This window comes from Actinopolyspora alba (genome assembly GCF_900112765.1).
In the GTDB taxonomy this organism is placed as follows: domain Bacteria; phylum Actinomycetota; class Actinomycetes; order Mycobacteriales; family Pseudonocardiaceae; genus Actinopolyspora; species Actinopolyspora alba.
This window is the reverse complement of sequence record NZ_FOMZ01000006.1, coordinates 25340-45985: the sequence shown is the minus strand read 5'-3', so window position 1 is coordinate 45985 and position 20646 is coordinate 25340. Positions and strand designations below refer to the sequence as shown.

15 protein-coding genes are annotated in these 20646 nt (G+C 66.0%); all 15 read left to right on the top strand.

Annotated features, from left to right (window positions below; translation table 11 throughout):
• Nucleotides 1-212: 212 nt before the first annotated feature.
• On the top strand, nucleotides 213-1370 hold the full coding sequence (locus BM150_RS10060; protein ID WP_092926408.1) for a uroporphyrinogen-III synthase: 1158 nt from the start codon (nucleotides 213-215) through the stop codon (nucleotides 1368-1370).
• 315 nt (nucleotides 1371-1685) lie between these two features.
• The gene (locus BM150_RS10055; RefSeq protein ID WP_092926892.1) at nucleotides 1686-2885 is read left to right on the top strand and encodes an ROK family protein; all 1200 of its coding nucleotides are present in this window, start codon (nucleotides 1686-1688) and stop codon (nucleotides 2883-2885) included.
• A 120-nt stretch (nucleotides 2886-3005) separates the two neighbouring features.
• Nucleotides 3006-4517: a sugar ABC transporter ATP-binding protein gene (locus BM150_RS10050; protein ID WP_092926406.1), complete on the top strand. Its 1512-nt coding sequence runs from the start codon at nucleotides 3006-3008 to the stop codon at nucleotides 4515-4517.
• The gene (locus BM150_RS10045) at nucleotides 4514-5545 is read left to right on the top strand and encodes an ABC transporter permease (RefSeq protein WP_092926404.1); all 1032 of its coding nucleotides are present in this window, start codon (nucleotides 4514-4516) and stop codon (nucleotides 5543-5545) included. Before BM150_RS10050 ends, BM150_RS10045 begins: the two co-directional genes overlap by 4 nt.
• A gap of 57 nt (nucleotides 5546-5602) precedes the next feature.
• Nucleotides 5603-6667 (top strand): substrate-binding domain-containing protein, encoded by a 1065-nt coding sequence (locus tag BM150_RS10040; RefSeq protein ID WP_092926402.1) that lies wholly within the window; start codon nucleotides 5603-5605, stop codon nucleotides 6665-6667.
• A 109-nt stretch (nucleotides 6668-6776) separates the two neighbouring features.
• Complete coding sequence (locus tag BM150_RS10035; protein ID WP_092926400.1) at nucleotides 6777-7940, top strand: Gfo/Idh/MocA family protein; 1164 nt, start codon at nucleotides 6777-6779, stop codon at nucleotides 7938-7940.
• Between the two features lie 28 nt (nucleotides 7941-7968).
• On the top strand, nucleotides 7969-8838 hold the full coding sequence (locus tag BM150_RS10030) for a sugar phosphate isomerase/epimerase family protein (RefSeq protein ID WP_092926398.1): 870 nt from the start codon (nucleotides 7969-7971) through the stop codon (nucleotides 8836-8838).
• 290 nt (nucleotides 8839-9128) lie between these two features.
• A complete protein-coding gene (locus BM150_RS10025) occupies nucleotides 9129-13409 on the top strand; it encodes a ThuA domain-containing protein (protein WP_245755404.1) in 4281 nt (1426 codons plus the stop codon).
• A 137-nt stretch (nucleotides 13410-13546) separates the two neighbouring features.
• A complete protein-coding gene (locus BM150_RS10020) occupies nucleotides 13547-14731 on the top strand; it encodes an inositol-3-phosphate synthase (protein ID WP_092926890.1) in 1185 nt (394 codons plus the stop codon).
• Nucleotides 14728-15618 carry an SCO3242 family prenyltransferase gene (locus BM150_RS10015; protein WP_175496766.1) on the top strand — a complete coding sequence of 297 codons (891 nt, stop codon included), beginning with the start codon at nucleotides 14728-14730 and terminating at the stop codon, nucleotides 15616-15618. The genes BM150_RS10020 and BM150_RS10015 overlap by 4 nt, the downstream gene beginning before the upstream one ends.
• A 65-nt stretch (nucleotides 15619-15683) precedes the next feature.
• Nucleotides 15684-16523, top strand: a complete 840-nt coding sequence (locus BM150_RS10010; protein ID WP_342752561.1) for a sugar phosphate isomerase/epimerase family protein — start codon at nucleotides 15684-15686, stop codon at nucleotides 16521-16523.
• Complete coding sequence (locus BM150_RS10005) at nucleotides 16520-17191, top strand: EboA domain-containing protein (RefSeq protein ID WP_175496765.1); 672 nt, start codon at nucleotides 16520-16522, stop codon at nucleotides 17189-17191. The genes BM150_RS10010 and BM150_RS10005 overlap by 4 nt, the downstream gene beginning before the upstream one ends.
• Nucleotides 17191-18051 (top strand): TatD family hydrolase, encoded by an 861-nt coding sequence (locus BM150_RS10000; RefSeq protein WP_092926390.1) that lies wholly within the window; start codon nucleotides 17191-17193, stop codon nucleotides 18049-18051. Before BM150_RS10005 ends, BM150_RS10000 begins: the two co-directional genes overlap by 1 nt.
• A 2-nt stretch (nucleotides 18052-18053) precedes the next feature.
• Nucleotides 18054-19217 (top strand): metabolite traffic protein EboE, encoded by a 1164-nt coding sequence (eboE, locus tag BM150_RS09995; protein ID WP_092926886.1) that lies wholly within the window; start codon nucleotides 18054-18056, stop codon nucleotides 19215-19217.
• Nucleotides 19214-20626 (top strand): alkaline phosphatase family protein, encoded by a 1413-nt coding sequence (locus tag BM150_RS09990; RefSeq protein ID WP_092926388.1) that lies wholly within the window; start codon nucleotides 19214-19216, stop codon nucleotides 20624-20626. Before eboE ends, BM150_RS09990 begins: the two co-directional genes overlap by 4 nt.
• Nucleotides 20627-20646 lie beyond the last annotated feature (20 nt).

Sequence of the window (20646 nt, the reverse complement as noted above, 5' to 3'; positions counted from 1 at the left end):
CAGCGCGCCCCGGAGCAGGGCTCACAGCACACCACGCACCACGGCGAGAACTCCGTAACAGCCGGGAAACCACTTCGAACCAGGAGTGACATCAACGACTACGAGCATGCCAGGACAGCACCCGATCGAGGAGGTGCACGTGCCGCGCACTGCCGACAGCGCCGCGCGGTTCCTCCCCTCCGACAGCCACGTGAGCGCGAACCGAGCGCGGGATGACAGCACAACGACAGGAAACACTACGGCAGACAGGACCACTCACCGGTTTCACCGTGGGGGTGACCGCGGCACGACGGGCCGAGGAACTGGCGACCATGCTGCGCCGTCGAGGCGCGGAGGTGCAGCACGGCCCAGCCATCCGCATCCTTCCGCTCGCCGATGACCGGGAACTGTTCGAGGCCAGTCGGAATCTGGCGGATCGGCCGGTGGACAAGGTCGTGGTCACCACGGGTATCGGATTCCGAGGCTGGCTGGAAGCGGCGGAGGGTTGGGGCCTGGCAGCGGAACTGGCCCGACACCTGAGCGAAGCCAGGTTGCTCACCAGAGGGCCTAAGTCCACCGGAGCACTGCGGGCCGCTGGTTTTCACGAGACCTGGTGTCCCGATTCGGAGAGCAACTCGGAAATACTGCACGGACTACTGGAGGAAGGGGTCCGCGGGCAACGGATCGCGGTACAGCTGCACGGTCGGCGGATGCCGGAGTTCACCGAAGAGTTGCGTGCGGCCGGGGCGGAGGTCATCGAGATACCGGTGTACCGGTGGGCGGCACCGCTGGACATCGGCCCGCTCGACGGACTGGTGGACGCCGCGGTGAACCGGCGTATCGATGCGCTCGCCTTCACCAGCGCCCCCGCCGTGACCAGCATGTTGGAGCTGGCCAGGCACACCGGCCGGTGGGAGGGACTGCTCACGGCGTTCCGGGAACACGTTGTGGCGGCCTGTGTGGGACCGGTCTGCGCACAACCGTTGCGAGAGATCGACGTGACGGTGACGTTCCCGGAACGGGCCAGGCTCGGATCATTGGTGCGTTCGCTTTCGCATTCCCTGCCACAGCGGGGCGAGTACCTGCGAATCGGCGGCCGGGAAGTAGAGCTGCGCGGACAGGGGGTGCTCGTCGACGGCGAGCTGCGCCCCGTCTCCCCGGTCCCGATGGCGCTGCTGCGCAAACTCGCCGAGCGCCCCGGAAGAGTGGTGTCTCGCGAGGAGCTGGTGGCGGCGTTGCCCAACGGGGGTGAGGAGCACGCAGTCGAGACAGCGATCGGCAGGTTGAGAACCGCGCTGGGGGCGAGGCGATTGGTGCAGACCGTGGTCAAACGGGGCTACCGGCTCGGGATGGACAGCTCGGAGATGCTCGGGGCACGCCCGCCGTCCTGAAGCGGGTATCACGACGCACCACCTGCTCCATGGGGAACACCCCTCACCGCCCGGGAGTGAGGCAGACCGGCTCGTCGCGCCTGGGACTCGGAACGCCACAGTAGATACGGGAACGGAGATCACTCCGATCGATCGACCCGTTCATTACTGCGAACGGAGCAATCCATACCCCCGAAAAGCGGGCGAACTTTGTTCTCAACACAGCAAAAGTTTGTTCAACATCGGCACTAGTATTGCCACATCCCGTGAAACGTGATTAACGTCTCACCTCACCTGGAGAGCAATCCGGACACGGGAGGAGAAACGGTGCCGCGTATCGCATCACGCCCGGAAACCCCCCAGCAGGGACGACTGCTGCGGCTGCTGCGGGACAGCGGGCCGCACTCCCGAGCGGAACTGGGCGAGGCACTCAAGCTCTCCCGGTCGAAACTGGCCCACGAGGTCGACCGGCTCACGGAACTGGAATTCGTGGAGAGCGGCGGATTCGCCGCGTCCCGAGGCGGACGCCGTTCCTCGATCGTCCGGCTGTCGAAACATCTGCGATTCGTCGGTGTGGACATCGGCGCGACCTCCGTCGATGTCGCCATCACCGACGGGCAGCTCGATGTTCTCGGGCACGGCAATGCCGAGATCGGAGTCCACAACGGCCCCGACACCGTGTTGGACACCGCGCTCGACCTGCTGAGCAAGCTACGTGCCGACGGCACCGCCCCGGACATCCACGGTGCCGGTGTCGGTATCCCCGGACCGGTGAGTTTTCGCGACGGAGCTCCGGTGGCCCCACCGATCATGCCGGGCTGGGACCAGTACCCGGTGCGCGAGACGATGAGCCAGGCTCTCGGCGTGCCGGTACAGGTGGACAACGACGTCAACCTGATGGCTCTCGGTGAGCTGCACGCGGGCGTGGCCCGCTCCGTCGACGACTTCCTGCTGGTCAAGATAGGAACCGGCATCGGATGCGGCATCGTCGTCGGTGGTGAGCTGCATCGGGGTGTCTCGGGCAGCGCGGGCGACATCGGTCATATCCAGATCGAGGAGAACGGGCCACCCTGCGCCTGCGGGAACAGCGGCTGTCTGGAGGCCTACGCGAGCGGAGCGGCGCTGGCCCGGGACGCGATGGCCGCCGCACGGGCCGGTAAGTCCCCACGGCTGGCCGAGCTGTTCGAGAAGTCGGGGGCACTCTCGGCCGCCGACGTCACCGACGCCGTCTCGGTGGGCGATCCCGCAGCGGTACAGCTGCTGCGCAGTGGTGGGCACCGCGTGGGACAGGTGCTGGCCAGCCTGGTCAGCTTCTTCAATCCCGGGCTGGTGGTCGTGGCCGGCGGTGTGGCGGGTGCGGGCCACTCCCTGCTGGCCGAGATGCGCAGCGCTGTCTATCGCAGGTCGTTACCACTGGCCACGGGCAACCTGCCGATCGTGTTGTCCGAACTGGCCGCGGCAGCCGGAGTGGTCGGCGGTGCGAGGTTGATCAGCGACCAGGTCCTGTCCGTACCGCGTGGCATCGAGGAACGTTAGGGGCACTGTGACGATGATCAGCTTCACCGGGTGTTGTGCACCACCTCCCGCCGGAGCCGTCACTCGGTTCGGCATCACCTCGCGTCTCCCCGACGCGCGACGGTTCGAGGAGTACAGCGAATGAGTACGACCCTGCTTCAAATGCGCGGAATCGTGAAAACTTTTCCCGGCGTGCGTGCGCTGGACGGGGTGGACCTCGAGGTGCGAACCGGCGAGGTGCACTGCCTGCTCGGACAGAACGGCGCCGGTAAATCGACCTTGATCAAAGTGCTCGCGGGAGCGCAACGGCCCGACGAGGGAACCATCGAGTGGGGTGGCAACACGGTCTCGCTCCGGAGTCCCGCCGCGGCGATGAAACTCGGTATCGCCACGATCTACCAGGAACTGGACCTGGTCGACGGCCTGTCGGTCGCCGAGAACATCTTCCTCGGTCACGAGCCGACCACTGTCGGCTTCGCACGACGCGCCGAGATGCGGCGAAACGCTCGGCGGCTGCTCGAAAGACTGGGTCACGGCGAGATCGACCCGGCACGAGAGGTCGGTGAGCTGTCGTCGGCCAGCAAACAACTCGTCAGCATGGCACGCGCGCTCTCCCTCGACGCGAGGTTGATCGTCATGGACGAGCCGTCGGCCGTGCTCGCCCACGACGAGATCTCGGGCCTGTTCCGGGTGATCGAGGAACTCACCAGGCAGGGAATCGCGATCGTCTACATCTCACACCGGCTGGACGAGATCCGCGAGATCGGCGACCGCATCACCGTGCTCAAGGACGGCCGGACGGTGGCCGAGGACCTTCCCGCCGCCGGCACACCCACGGAGCGGGTCGTGTCGCTGATGACGGGGCGGAGCATGGTCTCCGCCTTCCCGGAACGTAATCCCGTGAGCGCTCCCGACCGGCAGAGCGAACTGCTCCGGGTGGCGGAGCTGAGCCGCACCGGCGAGTTCGAGGACATCTCGTTCACGGTGCGCGGTGGCGAGATCGTGGGAATAGCCGGACTCGTGGGCTCGGGCCGTTCGGAAATCCTGCAGACCGTCTACGGGGCGCGCAAACCCCGTGACGGAGGGGTGGAACTCGACGGTGGACGTCTCCCACCGGGCAACGTGCGAGCCGCCGTACGTGCCGGGATGGGGCTTGCTCCGGAAGAACGCAAGAGTCAGGCCCTGGTTCCGTACGAGTCGATCGCGCACAACGTCTCACTTGCCGCCCTGGGGCGTTACACCCGGCTGGGCTGGGTGGACAGAACCGGGGAACAGGCCGCTGCCGAGGAAGTAACCACCGCGCTGCGCCTCCAGCCATCGGACACGAAACAACCGGTGCGGGTGTTGTCGGGGGGAAACCAGCAAAAAGCCGTCGTGGCTCGATGGTTGCTGACCGACTGCAGGGTGCTGTTGCTGGACGAACCCACCCGAGGTGTCGACGTGGGTGCCAAGGCCGAGATCTACGCGTTGGTGCGTGAGCTGGCCGACTCCGGAGTCGGGGTGCTGCTGGTTTCCAGTGAGATACCCGAGGTTCTCGGTCTTTCGGATCGCGTCCTGGTCCTTCGCGAGGGACGAATCGTTCGGGAATCCCCCGCCCACGAGGTCGACGAGGCCGAAGTGCTCGATCTGTTCATCGAAGGGAGTGCCGCGTGACGGAGCAATCGCAGGCCGACACGGTGCCGGCGTCGGAATCACGGTCCGCCACAGCCGCGGCGCCGAGAACGAGAAGCGCTCGCGCGAGATTCTCGGACGGTAATCAGCGGCAGATTCTCGGGCTGTTGGGCGTACTGGTGATTCTGATCGCGGTGGGCAGTTTCACCACGGACAACTTCTTCGAGGTGTCCAATCTGGTGCTGCTGCTGAGTCAGGCGTCGATCATCGGCGTGCTGTCGATCGGGATGACCTTCGTGATCATCAGCGGTGGTATCGACCTGTCGGTGGGCGCGATCATCGCCCTGGCCTCGGTGTGGGCCACGACGGGAGCCACCCAGGAGTTCGGGCTGTGGGGGATGCTGTTCACCGCGCTCGTCGTGGCCGGGGTGTGCGGTCTCATCAACGGTGTGCTGATCGCCTACGGCGGTCTCGTGTCGCTGATCGTGACGATCGCGGGCCTGGCCAGCTACCGCGGCATGGCCACCCTCATCTCGGGAGGACAGCCGCAGGTCGTGCGAGTGGACGGATTCGGTGCCATCGCCACGACGGAGTTCCTGGGCATCCCGCTGCTCGTCTACATGTTCGCCGCCACCGTGGTCGTCGGATGGTTACTGCTGAACCGGACGACGTTCGGGAGGCACGTGTTCGCCGTCGGTGGTAACGCCGAGGCGGCCAGGCTCGCCGGTATCGATGTGCGTCGAACTCGCACGATCGTGTTCGTACTGTCCGGGCTGTGCTGCGCCGTCGCGGCGATCATGCTCACGGCCCGCACCGCCACCGGAGCCAGCACCCACGGCAATCTATACGAACTCGACGCCATCGCGGCGGTGATTCTCGGCGGCACGCTGCTTTCCGGCGGCCGCGGCACACTGATCGGTTCGATTCTGGGGGTGGTCGTGTTCACCACCGTCAACAACATCTTCGTGCTGAACAACCTGTCCACTCCGATCCAGCAGATAGCCAAGGGCGTGATCATCGTGATCGCCGTGCTGCTGCAACGCCGTGCCAACAAGGAATCGACCGGCTGAAACCGGAGCGATTCCTGACCAGACCGTGCAGTACCCCGTCGTCGAAGGAGTATCGACATGTCGAAGTGGGACAGTTCAGCGACGCAACGCCGCCGTTTCCTGATGGGAGGAGCCGCCGTGGGAGCGGGCGCGCTGCTCACCGCCTGCACCGGAAGCGGCAGCGGCGAGTCCGACGGCGCCAACCAGCTCGTCGGCCAGCAACAGGGCGACAACTCGCAACCCGGCAAAACCGTCACGATCGGACTGTCCATTCCCTCCGACGATCACGGTTGGATGGGTGCCATCGGCGAGAACGCCACCGCCCAGGCCGAGAGCTTCGAGGACGTCAAGCTGGAGGCCACGGAAGGCACCAACGATGTGAACCGTCAGATATCCCAGGTCAAGACGCTGATCAACAAAAAGGTCGATGTACTGGCGATCCTGCCGTTCAACGGTGAATCGCTGACCCAGGTGGCGGAACAGGCGATGCGGGCGAACATCCCGGTGGTCAACATCGACCGCGTCTTCGCGTCGAAGCTGGCCTATCGCACCTGGATCGGCGGGGACAACTACGGCATGGGGGTCAACGCGGCCAACTTCATCGCCGATCGTCTCGAGCAGCAGGGAGTCGAGAACCCGGTGATCGTCGAGATCGCGGGCATCGACAACCTGGAGCTGACCCGCGAGCGCAGCAGGGGGTTCGCGGAAGCGCTCAAGTCACGGGGGCTGAGCGTGACGATGAGTCAGAGCGCCGAGTTCACCCCGCAGTCCGGTCGCCAGGTCATGGGAAACGTGCTGCAGGCCAGGAACAACATAGACGCGGTCTGGAACCACGACGACAACCAGGGGGTCGGGGTACTGGCCGCGATCGAGCAGGCCAACCGGGGCGACGAGTTCTTCATGGTGGGCGGCGCCGGTTCGAAGGTGATGATGGAACACATCAAGGCAGGTGACGGCCCCATGGCCGCCACCGTGTCGTACCCACCGACCATGTCCGCCTCGGCCGTCAACATGGCCAGGCTCATCGCACAGCAGCGCAGCGTGTCGGGTCTCGTGGAAAGCGCCGTGCCCAGTGAGATCACGCTGCACTCGGCGACCGTCACCAAGGACAACGTCGACGAATACCTGAAAACGGCGTTCTGAGCGAGCCGAGAACAGCCTCGAGCAGCGGACGCACCTTCCGGGGCACCGAGCGAGGAGGTGTTCCCCGTGAAGCGGGACGAGCCACTACACAGAAAGGTGACCGTGACCGATGACGGAAAACGACCGACTGGGCGTCGGGATGGTGGGGTACTCGTTCATGGGAGCGGCCCACTCACAGGCCTGGCGTACCGTCGGCCGGGTCTTCGACACGCGCGTACAGCCCGTGATGGCCGCGTTGTGCGGCCGTCGAGCGGACAACACGGCAGCGGCCGCCGAACGCCTCGGATGGGCCGCGGTCGAAACCGACTGGGAGAAACTGATCGAACGTCGGGACGTGGCACTGGTCGACATCTGCACCCCTGGTGACACCCACCCCGAGATAGCGATCGCCGCGTTGGAAGCGGGCAAACACGTACTCTGCGAGAAACCGCTGGCGAACTCCGTCGCGGAAGCGAGCGCGATGACCGATGCCGCCCGAAGGGCGCGGGAACGCGGTGTACGCAGCATGGTGGGGTTCAACTACCGCAGGGTTCCGGCGCTGGCCCTGGCTCGGCGGATGGTGGCCGACGGCCGAATCGGCACGATTCGGCATGTACGCGCCCAGTATCTGCAGGACTTCATCGTGGACCCGGAATCTCCCATGATGTGGCGCCTCGACCGGGAGCGGGCCGGCTCGGGTGCGCTGGGTGACATCGGTGCCCACATTGTCGACCTGACCCGGTTCGTCACGGGGCAGAACATCACTGGCGTCTCCGGAATGACGCAGACCTTCGTGCCCGAACGTCCGCTCGACGACGGCAGCGGGTCCTACGGAGAGGTCACCGTGGACGACGCGGCGGCGTTCATCGCACGGCTGGACGGCGGCGGAATGGCCACCTTCGAGGCCACCCGGTTCGCGACCGGGCGCAAGAACGCCATGCGGCTGGAACTCAACGGTTCCGCGGGCAGTCTGGCCTTCGACTTCGAGTCGATGAACGAGCTGCTGTTCCACGATCACACCGAGGACGAGTCCACAGCCGGATTCCGCAGGATACTGGCCACCGAACCGGACCACCCCTACATGCAAGCGTGGTGGCCACCGGGTCACGGACTCGGGTACGAGCACACCTTCACGCATCAGATGCGGGACCTGCTCGAAGCCGTCGGCACCGACGGCGATCCCGAGCCTTCGTTCGCCGACGGCCTCGCGGTGCAACACGTGCTGGCGGCCGTCGAGCACAGCTCGAGCAATCAGAGCGTGTGGACGGAGGTCCCCCGGCAGAACGAGTTGTGAATCACCTTCGAGCACGAAAGGATCGGTCATGCGGGAGTTCACGAACAACGGCAGACGTGCTTTTCTCCGCGGTGCGGGTGCGGCGGCACTGGCGGTGGGAGCCTCGACCGTGGGAGCGCGAACGGCGCTCGCGAGAGCGGAGTGGGGCCACGGGCCGCACATACCGCGGAGCAGGATCGGAATCCAGCTCTACACCCTGCGCGACATGATGAGCGAGTCGGTGTCCGACACGCTCTCGTTCCTGGCCGAGGTCGGCTACTCGGAGGTGGAGTTCGCCGGACTGTACGACTACACACCGGAACAAGCGCGCGATCTGTTGCGAGAGCTGCGACTCCGGAGTCCCGCCGCCCACGAGGACATCCCCACCGAACGGGACGAGCTGGAACGACTACTGGATCGGGCCAGGATGCTGGGACAGCGCTGGATAGTACTTCCCTGGTTCTCCGCCGATGACCTGGCCTCGTACCACCGGCTGGCCGAACGGCTGAACTGGGCCGGTGATCTGGCACGCAGGCACGGCGTCCGGATCGGATACCACAACCACGCCCACGAGTTCGAGAAGTTGGAGGGCAGACGTCCGTACGACGTCCTGCTGGAGGAGACCGACCGGCATCTGGTCGACTTCGAAGTGGACCTCTACTGGGTGATCAAGGCGGGCGTCGACCCACTGGAACTGTTCGAGCGGGCCCCTCGCAGATTTCCACTCGCACACATCAAGGGAATGGCCCAGGACGGTTCGTTCGCCGATCTGGGCGAGGGTGTCATCGACTACGAACGCATCCTGGCGGAACGTACACGTGCCGGAATTCGTCACTTCTTCGTGGAACGTGACGACCAGCCGCACCCGAGGGAAACCGCGAGGGAGGGATACCACTACCTTCGACGTCTCGGATGCTGAGCACGGTCCGGGATTCCGATCGATCTCTCGATCGAGTTGTTCCGTCGGACCCGTCATACCCGTGAAGCCGGTCAGCCGGATTCCCCGCTTCCCGCGGCGGCCCGGAACCGCCCCGGAACGGGAATCGGAAACCGGCCGTATCGGAGATGCCGAGTCCGGGAAAGAAAACCTGTCGCGCAACCAGTATTCGAAACCGAAGCAGCATGCTGTCTACAGAGGGAGACACCGTGCCACCGTTATTACGTAGAGCGTTAGCGGCGACATTCAGCACCATACTTCTCGTCGGAACCATGATCGCGTTCGGCGCGCCCGCCGCCGCCAGGTCCGACGATTCCACGACCGCCACGAACAACACCGACTCCGCGGCGGATGTCACCCCGAAGCACCAGGAGTTCGACGTACTGGTCTTCTCGAAGACCGCCGGTTACCGACACGGTTCCATCCCGGCCGGCATCGAGGCGGTGAAACAGCTCGGCGACGAGCACCACTTCGGAGTGACCGCTACCGAGGACGCATCGGCCTTCACCTACGACAACCTCAAGCAGTACGAGGCGGTCGTGTGGTTGTCCACCACCGGTGACGTGCTCAACACGGCGCAACAGGCGGCCTTCGAGAAATACATCAACAACGGCGGCGGTTACGCCGGTGTGCACGCGGCGGCGGACACCGAGTACGACTGGTCGTTCTACGGCGACCTCGTCGGGGCCTACTTCGACTCGCACCCGGCCGTTCAGGAAGCCACCGTCAACGTCACCGACTCCGAGCACCCCTCGACGTCCTCGCTGCCGAAGGAGTGGACTCGCACCGACGAGTGGTACAACTACTCGCCCAATCCGCGCGAGGACGTGCACGTGTTGAGCACGCTGGACGAGTCCACCTACGACGGCGGCTCGATGGGCGAGGACCACCCGATCAGCTGGTGCCAGCCCTATCAGGGTGGCCGTTCCTGGTACACGGGAATGGGACACACCACCGCGTCCTTCTCGAACCAGAACTTCCTGAACCATCTCGCGGGCGGCATTCGAACCGCGGCGGGCGCTGTCTCGGCCGACTGCGGCGAGGCCGCGGCGGAGGGGACTCTCAACCAGGTGACACTGGCGAAAACGGCCGACGAGGTCGGCGAGCCCATGGGCATGGCGGTACTGCCGAACGGCGATGTGCTGCACAGCGAGCGCCAGGGCACGCTGTACTACACGACCTCGTCCGGCAACACCTCAGTGGCTGCCGACATCCCCGTCTACACCCACGACGAGGAAGGTCTGCAGTCGCTGGAGATCGATCCGAACTTCGAGCAGAACCGGTGGGTCTACCTCTACTACGCGCCCCCGTTGAACACTCCCTCGGGAGATGCCCCCGCCACTGCCGACGATCCGGCGACGTTCGAGGAGTGGCAGGGCTACAACCAGCTCTCGCGCTTCAAGCTCGCCCAGGACGGCACCCTCGACATGAGCAGCGAGCAGCGGATCATGCGGGTGGACGCCACCCGCGGCATGTGCTGCCACGTGGGTGGGGACATCGCCTTCGGCCCCGAGGGCTCGCTGTATCTGTCCACCGGGGACGACTCGAACCCCTTCCAGTCGAGCGGGTACACCCCGATCGACGAACGCGGCAACCGCAACCCGGCCTTCGACGCGCAGCGCACCGCGGGCAACACCAATGACCTGCGCGGCAAGGTACTGCGGATCGATGTCGCCTCGGACGGTTCCTACAGCGTCCCGCAGGACAACCTGTTCGCCGGGGACAACAGTGACAAGACCCGCGACGAGATCTACGCGATGGGTTTCCGCAACCCCTACCGGATCTCGGTCGATCAGCGGACCGGCACGGTCTACGTGGGCAACTACGGTCCCGACGCCGCGACCGCCGATCCGCAGCGCGGCCCGGCCGGCATCGTGGAGTACGAACGGGTCACCGAGCCCGGCTTCCACGGTTGGCCCTACTGCGTGGGCGACAACAAGGCCTACCACGACTACGACTTCGCCACCGGTAACTCCAACGGCGAGTTCGACTGCGCCAATCCGGTCAACGAGTCCCCCAACAACGACGGGCTCACGCAGCTGCCCACCGCGAAGCCCGCGTGGTTGCCCTACAACGACGGCTCGGTTCCCGAGCTCGGCTCGGGCAGCGAGTCGCCCATGGGTGGACCGGTCTACCACTACGACGCCGACAATCCCTCCGCAACGAAGCTGCCGTCCTCCTACGACGGGAAGTTCTTCGCCTACGAGTGGGGGCGCGGCTGGATCAAGACGATCACTCCGGACTCGAACGGTCAGCCGTCGCGGATCGAGGACTTCTTCCCCTCGATGACGTTGACCCGTCCGATGGACATCGAGTTCGGCCCGAACGGTTCGCTGTACGTACTCGACTACGGCAGTGGTTACTTCGGCGGCGCCGAGGACTCGGCCGTGTACCGGATCGACTACACCCGTGACGGACGAGCCCCCACCGCGCAGATCTCGGCCGAACCGACGAACGGTCAGGCACCGTTGGAGGTCGACTTCTCGTCGAAGGGATCCTCGGATCCGGATCAGGGTGACTCGCTGAGCTACGCGTGGGACTTCGACGGGGACGGGCAGACCGACAGCACCGAATCCGCCCCCACGCACACCTACACCTCGGACGGCGAGCACACCGCCACGCTGACCGTCACCGACCAGACCGGCAAAACCGGTTCGGCCAGTGAAACCGTGGTGGTGGGCAACACCGCTCCCAGCGTGACGTTCCAACGGCCCGCGGCGGGCAAGGTGTTCGAGTTCGGGGACACGATCAACTACGAGATCTCGGTCACCGACCCGGACGGCACGGCGGTCGACTGCTCGAAGGTGCACGTGGAGTACATCCTGGGACACTCCACCGGCAACGACTCGCACGGGCACCCGTTGAGCGAGGCCGACGGCTGCAGCGGGACCATCGAAACCTCCAACACGGACGGTCACCAGGGCGCCGACATCTACGGTGTGCTCAACGCCAGCTACACCGACACCTCGCCCACCGAGCAGGCGCCCGCTCTGACCGGCTCCGCCGAGATCATCATGCAGCCGGCGAGCAAGCAGGCGGAGTTCTTCGACGACAGCAACGGCGTGCAGCTCGTGGAGGACAGTGCGGGTGCCGAGGCCGGTGCCAGGGTCGGGCACATCCAGTCGGGTGACTGGATCTCGTTCACTCCGTACAACCTCGATGGGATCCGATCGGCCACGTTCCGAGTCTCCTCGGGTGGTCCGGGCGGTACGATCGAGGTGCGCTCCGGTGCGCCGGACGGCCCGGTGGTGGCCACCGCCGATGTGCCCAACACCGGCGGTTGGGGCACCTACACCGAGGTCGGCCCCGTGCCGGTGACCGATCCGGGTGGCTCGGACGAGCTGTTCCTGGTGTTCACGGGCAGCGGTTCGGGTGGCCTGTTCGACGTGGACTCGATGCACCTGAGCAGCTCCGAAGCCGCGCCGAACTGCGAACCGGTGCGACCCGAACAGGGCTACACCAGCCTGTTCGACGGCACCGCGGCCAGCATGAACGGTTGGAACCAGGCCGGTCCCGGCGGATTCGAGCACACCCAGGAATGCACGCTGCGTTCGACCGGCGGCATGGGGCTGTACTGGTTGGGCGACCGGCAGTTCACGGCACCCTACTCGTTGAAGCTCGACTGGAAGCTGTCCGACCAGGACAACTCCGGGGTGTTCGTCGGCTTCCCCGACCCGGGAAACGATCCCTGGTCGGCTGTCAACAACGGTGAGGAGATCCAGATAGACCCCACCGACGACCCGGCGAACCAGACCGGGGCGATCTACGACGAACAGGCTCCCGACCAGGCGAAACGCGACGCCGCGTTGAACCCTGCCGGTGAGTGGAACACCTACGAGATCGTCGTGACCGAACAGTCGATCACGGTCCACCTCAACGGTGCGCGGATCACCCACTGGGTCGACGACGACCAGAACGTCGACCTGAGCAACGGCCACATCGGGCTGCAGAACCACGGTGACGAGGACACGGTCGCCTTCCGCAACGTCCGTGTCGACGAGAGCATCGACGTGACCGCGCCGAAGGTCTCGGCCGTCCCCTCCCCCGCCGAGCCCAACGGTGATCCGCACGGCGAGTACGCGGGAACCTACAACACTCCCGTGAGCGTCACCCTGGAGTCCTCGGACAGCGGGTCCGGAGTGGCCGGCGTGGAGTACCGCGTGGACGAGAAGGGCTGGACCGACTACGCGGAACCGGTGACCGTGCGGGGCGCGGGCGAGCACACCGTGCGGTACCGGGCCACGGACGAGGCGGGCAACACCTCGAAGGTGGGCACGTTCGCCTTCGAGATCAAGCCCGACTCCTGTCCTGGTTCGGACCTGCGGAAAACCGTGATGATCGGCTCCGACGACACCGGCGTCACCAACCGTGATTCCGGGAACGGTTGCACGATCAACGACCTGATCGACGAGCAGGCCGGTTACGGCGACCACGGGAAGTTCGTGTCCCACGTGGATCGGGTGACGAACGATCTGCTGGCGGACGATGTCATCTCCGGACGTGACAAGGGTCGGATCATGAGCGCCGCCGGGCGTTCCGACATCGGCAAGTGAGTCCCGGTCCCGGTTTCGCACCGCGCGGGACCGGGACCGTGCCACCTGGCGAGTTCCGCCGCCGGACGGATGTTGCCGCACCCGTCCGGCGGTCGGGGCGTGCCGAACGGATCGAGGCGAACGAGGAGGGCCGTCCATTGACGAGTCCCGACAGCGACGGACGTACCGGAGTCTGGCTCATCGGCGCCCGGGGATCGGTCGCGACCACGGCGATCACGGGCGCGGCGGCACTGCGCGACCGGCTGATTCCCCCCACCGGCTGCGTCACCGAATCACCGGAACTCATGGACCCCGGGATGCCCGGATTCGACCGACTGGTGTTCGCCGGGCACGACATCACCGACACGCCACTACCGAAGCGGGCCGAGCAGCTCGAGGCGGGGGGCGTACTGCCGCGCGGACTGCGCGAACTGGTTCACACCGATCTCACGGCCGCGGACAACCGGATCCGGCCCGGTATCGGCACCGCGGACGAACGCCACGACCAGCTGGAAGCGGCCGAACAGCTGACCCAACAGCTGTGTTCCTTCCGGGAGTTGTACGGGCTGTCCCGCGTCGTGGTGATCAATGTGGCAGCCACCGAAGCACACCCACCGCCCCGGCGTGAACACGCCGACCTCGAAGAGCTGGAGAACGGGCTGCGGCATCCCGATCCGTCCGAAGGAGGACCACTTCCACCGAGCTCGCTCTACGCCTACGCGGCCCTGCGAGCGGGTTGTCCGTACGCCGACTTCACGCCCTCCGTCGGAGCTCGGTTACCAGCGCTGGACCAACTGGCCACGGAACAACGGGTGCCATACGCGGGCAGCGACGGCAAAACCGGCGAGACGCTGGTCAAAAGCGCGCTGCTGCCGATGTTCTCCAGCCGCGCGCTACACGTCCGGTCCTGGTCCGGCACCAATCTGCTCGGCGGTGGTGACGGACGCAACCTCGCCGACCCGAACAACGTGACCAGCAAAACCACCTCGAAGCAACGTGCCATCGACGAGTCGCTGGGGCATTCGGTCGACGGGGACGTGCACATCGACTACGTCCCCGCCCTCGGAGAATGGAAAACCGCCTGGGACCACATCTCCTTCGAGGGGTTTCTGGGTAACGGCATGAGCATGCAGTTCACCTGGCAGGGCCGCGACTCCGCCCTGGCAGCACCACTGGTACTCGACCTGGCCAGGCTGCTGGCACGGGCACACGAACGCGGGCACTCCGGTCCGCTTCCCCAGCTCGGCTTCTTCTTCAAGGATCCGGTGTCCTCTGAAGAGCATCGGTTGGTGGCCCAGTTCGAAGCGCTGCGTTCCTTCGTCGAACGGCTCAAGGAGGGATGACAGTGCGAATTCGGACACTGGTGGAACTCGTACGCGCTCCGGCCGCGCTGTCCGTGCCCGGTGACGTAGCGGCCGGATCCGCCGCACGACACCCGTCCCGGCAGACGACGATGCTGATGTTGTCCTCGTGCTTGTTGTACTGGGCGGGCATGGCGCTCAACGACTACGCCGACCGGGAGGTCGACGCGGCTGAGCGACCGGCGAGGCCGATCCCGTCCGGCCGGGTTCCGCCCGGGCTCGCGCTGGGCCTGGCGATCTCGTTCACGGGCTTGGCCACGACGATCGCCGCGCTCTCCTGCGGCAGGCGGACCCTGCGCGTCACCGTACCGCTGGCGGGCACGGTCTGGGGCTACAACCTGGGATTGAAGCGGACTCCGGCCGGTCCCGCCACGATGGCCGCCGCGCGCGCACTCGACGTGCTGCACGGCGCCGGACCCGGTGGTTTCCGCGACGCGGCACCGGCGGCCGCCGCCATCGGTGCGCACACCTTCGGCGTCAGCACGGTGGGGCGTGCGGAGGTCAGCGGAGCGTCTCGACGGGTTCCCGGGGTCGCGCTGACGGTGACGAGCACGATCGTCGCAGCGCTTCTCCCGCGAGCGATCCGGATGACCGCGGTAGGGAGTCCGGAATCGCGGCACGACCTCGCCGGGGCCACGATGTCGGCGGCGCTGGCCGTCTACGCGAGTACGACCGGAACCGCTCAGCTGCAAGCTCTCCGCGACCCGAGCCCGGCACGACTGCGACAAGCCACCAGCGCCGGAATTCTCGGGATGATCCCGCTGCAAGCGACGCTGACCGCGGGGAGAGGAGCTCCACGGCGGGCGGCCACCGTCCTGACGCTTTTCCCGATCGCGCGACGACTCTTCGGACGGGTGTCACCGACATGAGCGAAATCGGTTCCTTCCCCACAAACGCGACGGCGCTGCCGAAGCGCTCCGGCTCCGATCGGACACTGCGTTTCGGATACGGCACGAACGGATTCGACAACCACCGGCTGACGGATTCGCTGGAGATCCTGGCCGAGCAGGGATACGACGGAGTCGCGGTAACGCTCGATCACGACCATCTCGATCCGTTTCACCCGGACGTGGCCGAACACACCGCACGGTTAAGACGAGATCTGGAACGACTGGAACTCGACGCGGTGGTGGAAACGGGCGCACGCTATCTGCTCGATCCGCGACACAAGCACCATCCGACGCTGCTGTCGGAACCCGGCCGAGCACTGCGTCTCGACCTGCTGCACCGCGCGGTACACATCGCGGCACAACTGCGAGCCGGGGTCGTCTCGTTCTGGAGCGGCACGAAGCCCGACCACCTCGACGACGAAACGGCGTGGTCGCTGCTGGTCGAAGGTTGTTCGGAGGTTCTCGACACCGCCGCCGAGTACGGCGTGAAGCTGGGTTTCGAGCCGGAGCCCGGCATGTTCGTCCAGGACCTGGACGGTTTCGAACAGCTGGCGGCGAAGTTGAACCACCCCGAGCTGTTCGGGGTGACGCTGGACATCGGGCACTGCCGCTGTCTGGAACCCGTGGACGTACCGGCGTGCGTACGCCGTGCCGGCCCGGACCTGGTCAACGTCCAGATCGACGACATGCGACGTGGCGTGCACGAACACCTGGAGTTCGGCGAGGGCGACATCGATTTCCCACCGGTGATGGCCGCGCTGCGCGAGGTGGGCTACCGCGGTCTGGTCTCCGTGGAACTACCCAGACACAGCCACGCCGCGCCCGCCGTGGCACAGCGCTCGCTGCGTTTTCTTCGACAGGCAGCCACGGAGGTGACAGCATGACCGCTCCGAATCCGGCCGAACTGCGTGCCGCGCTCGACGAGCGGATCGACGAGACCGCGGGACGCTGGTTGGACGAGGCACTGACGGACATCGCCACGGGGGCGCGTGCGATCGGCACTCTCTTTCCCGCGGCCGGCAGGAAATGCGGTCGTGGCCCGCTCGTCGACGATGCGGCCGAGTCCGGAACACTGCGGACCTGGAGCAGCGAGGACGCGGTGCGTGCGTTGCTGCTGACGGCGCTGCCGTCGACTGGTTCCGAGCTGGGAACGGAGATCAGCGCGCTGTACCGGTACGGCGATGCCGCGGAGAAACGCGGCGTACTGCGAGGTGCGGGTGTGCTCCGGGAGGAAGCGGAGCTGGTGGATGCCGGACTGCCGTTGGTACGGGACGCGTTGCGCAGCAACGACACCGGTTTGATCGCAGCGGGAATGGCCGAGTTCGGCGCCCGTCATCTCGACGCACCCGCTTACCGGCAGGGCGTGCTCAAGTGCGTGTTCCTCGGAATTCCACTACGGGACGTCTCCGGAGTGCCGGAACGTGCCGACGCCGAGCTGGCACGCATGCTCACCGACTACGCCAGGGAGCGCAGCGCGGCCGGACGGGAGATCCCCAACGACGTGTGGCTGGTCGTGGACCCGGCACAACTCCACCCCGCCGAGGAGGCATGATGCGCATTTTCGATCCGCACATCCACATGAGCTCGCGGACCACGAACGACTATGACGCGATGTACCGGGCAGGAGTGAGGGCCCTGGTCGAGCCTTCCTTCTGGGTGGGGCAGCCACGCACCTCGGTGGGAACCTTCGTGGACTACTTCGACGGTCTGATCGGATGGGAACCGTTCCGAGCTTCGCAGTACGGTATCGCGCATCACTGCACCATCGGTCTCAATCCGAAGGAGGCCAACGACCCCAGATGCCGTGACGTACTGGAGGTACTGCCCCGTTACCTGGCCAAGGACGGCGTGGTGGCGGTGGGCGAGCTCGGTTACGACGCCATGACCACCGAGGAGGACGACGCCTTCGCCGCTCAGCTGGAACTGGCAGCCGAGCACGAGTTACCGGTGCTCGTACACACCCCGCACCGGGACAAGGAGGCCGGGACGCGGCGCAGCCTCGATGTGATCCGGGAGTCCGGCATCCCCGTCGAACGTGTCGTCGTCGATCACCTCAACGAGGTAACCGTCGAAGCCGTGGCGGAATCGGGCTGCTGGATGGGGTTTTCGATCTATCCGGACACCAAGATGGACGAGGACCGGATGGTTCGGATAATGCGCGGGTACGGCGTGGAACGGATGCTGGTCAATTCGGCGGCCGACTGGGGCAAGAGCGATCCGCTGAAAACGAGCAAAACCGCGCACGCGATGCTGGCCGCCGGTTTCGAACCGGCCGCGGTTGACACTGTTTTCTGGTCGAACCCGGTCGGATTCTACGGGCAGAGTGGTCGACTGCGCACGGAGACATCCGCGCTCGGGGACGGTGACGGCACCACTTTCGCGGGAAACTCCATCGAACGCGGGAAACGGTGATCATGCGATTTCGTCATCGTGACGGATCAACCGTACACCTGGCCTACTGCACCAACGTGCATCCAGCGGAAGATCTCGACGGCATCATCGCTCAGTTCGACCGCTACGCCGTACCGATACGCCGACGGCTGGGCGTCGAACGGCTCGGTCTGGGACTGTGGTTGGCACGGGACGTGGCCACCGCGTTGGTCGAGGACGACACCGCGCTGGCCCGACTGCGCACCGAGCTGGTGGCACGGGGCTTGGAAGTGGTGACGCTGAACGGTTTCCCCTATCGGGGGTTCCAACGAGCGGTGGTCAAACACGCGGTGTACCGGCCCGACTGGTCCGAGCGCGCGAGACTGGACTACACACTCGACTTGGCGAAACTACTGTCCCAACTGCTACCCGAAGACGTCACCAGCGGCAGCGTCTCCACGCTACCGTTGGGATGGGGCGCGTGGTGGTCGGAACACCACCACAACCGAGCCCTGACGCATCTGACCGAACTGACCGACGGGCTCGCTCGACTAGCCGCGCGAGAGGGACGTTCGGTGCGGGTCGGGTTGGAGCCCGAGCCGGGATGCGTGCTGGAGACGACCGATCAGCTCGTTTCCGCGCTGTCCGGAACGGACACCGAGCACCTCGGGATCTGTCTGGACACCTGCCACGTGGCCGTGGCGTTCGAAAACCCGCACCGAGCGCTGCGACGGCTGCGCGAAGCCGGCCTGCCGGTGGTCAAAGCGCAGGCGTCCTCCGCGCTTCGGGTGGACAACCCCGGCGACCCGGCGCAACGTGCGGAGCTGAACTCCTTCGTGGAACCCAGGTTCCTGCATCAGACCCAGCAGAGCGGTGACGGGGTCCGGCGTGCCGTCGATGATCTGGATTCGGCGCTGGCAGGCGAACTCTCGGGGGATCAACCGTGGCGGGTGCACTTCCACACTCCGCTGCACACCGACCCGAGTGCCTCGCTGCGCGGGACGCATGACGTGCTCGGCGAGACACTCCGCTCGTTGCTCGGCGGCAACACGGCACACACCCGACACGTGGAGGTGGAGACCTACACCTGGGACGTACTCCCGGGCTCGGGAGATCACTCCGCGAGCATCGGTTCCGGGATCGCGGCCGAACTCGATTGGGCCCGGCGCCGACTGCTCGAACTCGGACTCACGGAGGAAGGTCGATGAATCACACAGCCGAAGCACGTACTCCGGTACTGCTGCTGGACGTGGTGGGTTTGACCCCCCGACTTCTCGAACACATGCCCAACCTGGACCGAATAGCGCGCCGTGGTTTTCGAGCCGAGTTGAAAACCGTGTTCCCCGCCGTCACCTGTCCGGTGCAGTCCAGTCTGCTCACCGGACGACATCCCGGTGACCACGGCATAGTCGGTAACGGCTGGTTCTTCCGTGACATCGGTGAGGTCTTCTTCTGGCGCCAGTACAACGGGCTGGTGCGCGGCGAAAAGATCTGGCAAGCGGCACGCGAGCGAGATCCCGGCTACCGGGTCAGCAACGTCTGCTGGTGGTACGCGATGGGGATGGACGTCGACGAGACCGTGACCCCTCGTCCCGTTTACCATGCGGACGGACGCAAGTCGCCGGACTGCTACACCTATCCAACGGCGCTGCGTGACGAGCTCACCGACAAGTTCGGGACCTTTCCGCTGTTCAACTACTGGGGACCGACCGCTTCGATCGAGTCCAGCCGTTGGATCGCCGAGGCGACCGGCCACCTGCTGTCCACCCGCGGCTCGGACCTGACGATGGCCTACATCCCACACCTCGATTACGACCTGCAACGCTACGGCCCGGACAGTCCCCGAGCCGCGGCGGCGGCACGGGAGGTGGACAGGGCGTTGGCTCCGTTGCTGAACCGTGCGGAAGCGCGAGGAGTCACGGTGTTGGCCCTGTCGGAGTACGGCATGACAGAGGTGAGCCGACCGATCGACATCAATCGCGCACTGCGGCGAGAACGACTGCTGCACGTACACACCCAGGCGGGCATGGAGTACCTCGATCCGTGGACTTCCCGTGCCTTCGCCGTCGCTGATCATCAGGCGGCGCACATATACGTTCGGGACGCTGATGATCTCGCCAGGGTACGTGACGTCGTCGGCGCGCTGCCCGGTGTCGACGAAGTTCTCGACACCCCGGGCAAGAAACGGTACGGCATCGATCACGAACGGGCCGGTGACCTGGTGGCGGTAGCCGAGCCCGACTCGTGGTTCACCTACTACTACTGGTTGGACGACGCACGGGCCCCCGATTTCGCCACGCACGTGGAGATCCACCGCAAGCCCGGCTACGACCCGGCGGAACTGTTCATGGATCCCCGGGACCGGCTGGTCAGGTTGCGCGCGGCGACAGCGGTGGCCCGGAAGAAACTGGGACTGCGGTACCGGATGAACGTGGTACCGCTCGATCCGACCCCGGTTCGCGGCAGTCACGGCAGGCTCGCGGACAGCCCCTCCCACGGACCGGTGCTGTTGTGCTCCGATGAACGCTTCGGTCGGGAGAGTTACCACGCCACGGAAGTCAAGGACCTGTTGCTCGAACTCTCCGGACTTCGCGAACCGCGACGGACAACGCGTTGAACACCACCACGGGAAAGGAT